Below are 3,059 nucleotides of genomic sequence, written 5' to 3' on the forward strand. Positions count from 1 at the left end.
GCGCAAGGCCGCGAAACTAAAGCGCCACGCTCGCTAGATTGCCCTGGCAGGTTGGCGGTGCTCAGGTCAGCCTGAAGCAGGCCGGCCGGCTCGGGCTGCCGCAGCGGCTTTTCCTTCTCGGCGTCGGCCTTGCGCTTCGGGCACGCCTCGAACTCGTGATCGCGGCCGCCGCAATAGGAACAGCATTTGGCAGGCTGATCGGGATGGAGCATCGGTGCCATTCCCAAGAATGCACGAAAAGGTTTCCGGTTGCAGCAATTGCGTGAGGTTCGCAACCGTTGCTCAGCCCCGTGCCCCGATTGGTCTACCATGCAGTTCCGGCCGGAAAACCGGCTGCACGTTTTTCCTGGAATCGCCTTACTAAGGAGCTCGCCGCTTGCGCGGCGGGCTCCCTTAATCACCGCTCACGCATGCGCGTGGGGATGACGGACGTCCCAGACGGCCCAGGCCGATGCCGCGACCACGAGCACGCCAAGGATGACGTGCGTGAGCATTACGTTCCTGTCCGCCGCGAAGCCCAGCAGCCAGGGCGACACGATCAGCCAGAGCCCGAGCACGAGATTTACCCATTCCTCCCATTCGGCGAACACCGAAAGCGTCGCGAGCGCCAGCGCACCGAGCAGGACGCCAACAATCCAGGCGTTCCACGCGGGCATCATTGCCGCGGTGAATCCGATGACCCAGGGTGAGATGAACAGGCAGATCGCGAGGACCAGGATAACCCAGTCCTTGCTCTTCCTTTCTTCCATCAGTTTGCTTGCCATGACAACCTCCATCGATGAAGCCAGACCAAAGCAACTGCATTCGCGTGCAATGCGCACGCTATGTTACATGATGTAATACATTTTTACGGAGCGACAAGGGAACCTTCCGCGGTAGCCGTATTGCGCGCCGCACAAGCCCCTTACGGCAAATGCATTCGATTTCCGGAACGGACCCTCATCCGTAAAAGTCGCTTCCGCTCTCAGCGCCCAGCTGTGGCATGACAATGGCCTCGAGCGGTGCCGTCAGCGACCATTTCAACGCACCGGACGAGCGCTCGAGACTGGAGGAGCCGCTGAGCGATTGCGGCGCCACCCGCTGCAGCACCACGGTGCCAAAACCCTTGCGCGCCGTCTCGTCTGGCTCGCCATTGGCATGGCCATTCGACCTCTCCTGCCAGACAAGCTGAAAGTGGCGCTGCGCCTTCGGGCCGGTCTCGACCGTCCAGGTGATCTCGACATGCCCGCCCTCGCCTGCCAACGCGCCATATTTCGACGAGTTGGTGCCAAGCTCGTGGAAGGCCATGCCGAGATTCTGCACGGCATTCGACTGCAGCGTCAAAAGCGGGCCGGAAAGCGAGATGCGCTCCTCATGACCAAACGGTTTCAGATGTTCCTGGATCAGGTCGAAGAGACTGGCGCCTGCCCACTCCGAGGTAACCAGCAGATCGTGCGAGCGCGACAGCGCCATGATCCGGGCCCGGATCATCTCCTCGAACTCGCTGGGGCTGGCAGAACGCTTGTTGGTTTCCCTGACCATCGACAGGATCACCGCGAACTGGTTCTTCACACGGTGGTTGACCTCGCGCATCAGGAGCCGGATGCGGCGCTCATTTTCCCTTGCGGCGGTGATGTCGCGCGCGATCGTGGAGGCGCCGACGATCTCGCCCGCAAGGCTCCTGATCGGCGACACCGTTACCGAAACGGCAACGAGTGAGCCGTCCTTGCGCTTTCGCATCGTGTCGAGATTTGCCACGCCCTCGCCCCGGCGGATGCGGCTGATAATGTCGGTCTCCTCGTCGTGCATATGCTCGGGGATAAGGAGCAGCATCGATTGGCCGATGGCTTCCTCTGCGCTGTAGCCGAACATGCGTTCTGCCGCGCGGTTCCAGTCGGTGATGGTGCTGTTCAGATCCTTGCCGATGATGGCATCGAAGGAAGAATCGACAATGGCGGCCAGACGCGCATTGGCGCTGGCATCTTCAAATTCCCTGCCCCCGGATGTCACCATGGGCATTAGTTAGCGCGGCCGAATCTCATAGCAAGCGGCTAAGCCTTGGAGGGGTCAGGATTTTCGCCATTCCCCTTTGCTGGATCCAGCACGCCGAAATCCTGCGACTTCATGCCGGTCTCGGCTGTCAGGAAACCTTCGGATGCGAGGCCCCTTCGCAGAAGCTCGCGCACGGCGGCCGAGCGGCTCGGCATGCGTTTCTCGAAGCGCCAGTTCTCGACTGCCGCCAGTTCCTCTTCCGTCAACATGATCTGCAGCCTTTGCGGCCGCTCCAATTCAACCACCCTAGCCTCCCGCAGGTCATGACACGAATGAGTATGTCACTCACTGCCAGTAAAAGTAGGATTCGGCTCAAAAGACGTCAAGGTCATGCGAGACAACAAAGGCGGGGGACGCTGGCGGTGCTAACGATATGGCTACACCGCATTTGCCGGTCTATGCTAACTTGTTGATTTTTTTACAGCTTTTCCATTTTTTAGTTGCCAACCGAGCGACGTCGGCGCATTATGGCCGGCAGAGGGATGAACCGCCGCGAAAGGAGGTTTTTCCGATGTTACGAGGATTTTCCGACCGGTTGCGCAACGACGCTCACCACAAGGTCCAGCGGGCTTTGCGGGAAAACGGCATCGTCAATATTATCCAATTGTCGGAAGAAATCAGGCTGATGAATCTCGCTGAGAACATTGCCCGCGAGGATATCGAGAGTCTGGTGATGCAGGTGGCTCAGCTCTATGGCGGGGCTATCGAATTCGACGAAGAGGCGCTGACGGCGCTCGACCTGCCCGACGCCTGCCCGGCTGACAGCCGCAACGACCTGGAAAAGGCGTTGCGAGAACGCTCGCTCCTTTCACCCGAGTCGGCGGATCTGCTGCAGGTGAGCGACAAGGGCTAGAGCAATTCCAGTCACTCGCTGGTCAACTCGTCGAGCAGGCGCAGTCCGTTCTCGTACTTCTCGGGGTCGATGCCCGCTTGGTGCGCCTGCCAGAGATTGTCCTTGAGGTCCGCCTGCTTGACAGGCAGCGCAAGCTCGTTGGACGCCGCACGGCAGACACAGTCGTGCTCGCTTT

At 60.2% G+C, this 3,059-nt stretch carries 5 protein-coding genes and 1 pseudogene; 1 reads left to right on the plus strand and 5 read right to left on the minus strand.

The window, feature by feature from the left end; genetic code table 11:
• The 4 genes from EOA60_RS38370 to EOA60_RS26155 all read right to left on the minus strand — a co-directional run.
• On the minus strand, nucleotides 1-212 hold a 212-nt coding region (locus EOA60_RS38370), incomplete at its 3' end, for a hypothetical protein (protein WP_206628243.1).
• Between the two features lie 192 nt (nucleotides 213-404).
• Nucleotides 405-764: an SPW repeat protein gene (locus EOA60_RS26145; RefSeq protein ID WP_066999436.1), complete on the minus strand. Its 360-nt coding sequence runs from the start codon at nucleotides 762-764 to the stop codon at nucleotides 405-407.
• Nucleotides 765-939: 175 nt separating this feature from the next.
• The gene (locus EOA60_RS26150) at nucleotides 940-1,998 is read right to left on the minus strand and encodes a PAS domain S-box protein (RefSeq protein WP_245322353.1); all 1,059 of its coding nucleotides are present in this window, start codon (nucleotides 1,996-1,998) and stop codon (nucleotides 940-942) included.
• 32 nt (nucleotides 1,999-2,030) lie between these two features.
• Complete coding sequence (locus EOA60_RS26155; RefSeq protein WP_067325210.1) at nucleotides 2,031-2,276, minus strand: hypothetical protein; 246 nt, start codon at nucleotides 2,274-2,276, stop codon at nucleotides 2,031-2,033.
• Between the two features lie 128 nt (nucleotides 2,277-2,404).
• Here EOA60_RS26155 and EOA60_RS26160 point away from each other — a divergent pair, with 128 nt between their 5' ends.
• The gene (locus tag EOA60_RS26160) at nucleotides 2,405-2,884 is read left to right on the plus strand and encodes a hypothetical protein (protein WP_127335287.1); all 480 of its coding nucleotides are present in this window, start codon (nucleotides 2,405-2,407) and stop codon (nucleotides 2,882-2,884) included.
• A gap of 11 nt (nucleotides 2,885-2,895) precedes the next feature.
• Here EOA60_RS26160 and EOA60_RS39240 read toward each other — a convergent pair.
• Nucleotides 2,896-3,059 (minus strand): annotated as a pseudogene (locus tag EOA60_RS39240) (metal-dependent phosphohydrolase); the annotation flags it as partial.

Source organism: Mesorhizobium sp. M1A.F.Ca.IN.020.06.1.1 (assembly GCF_004023265.1).
Taxonomy (GTDB): Bacteria; Pseudomonadota; Alphaproteobacteria; order Rhizobiales; family Rhizobiaceae; genus Mesorhizobium.

Excerpts from the sequence above, each read along its gene's own strand:
- EOA60_RS26145 (WP_066999436.1), bottom strand. The coding sequence starts at position 764 with ATGGCAAGCAAACTGATGGAAGAAAGGAAGAGCAAGGACTGGGTTATC.
- EOA60_RS26150 (WP_245322353.1), bottom strand. The coding sequence starts at position 1,998 with ATGCCCATGGTGACATCCGGGGGCAGGGAATTTGAAGATGCCAGCGCC.
- EOA60_RS26160 (WP_127335287.1), top strand. The coding sequence starts at position 2,405 with ATGGCTACACCGCATTTGCCGGTCTATGCTAACTTGTTGATTTTTTTA.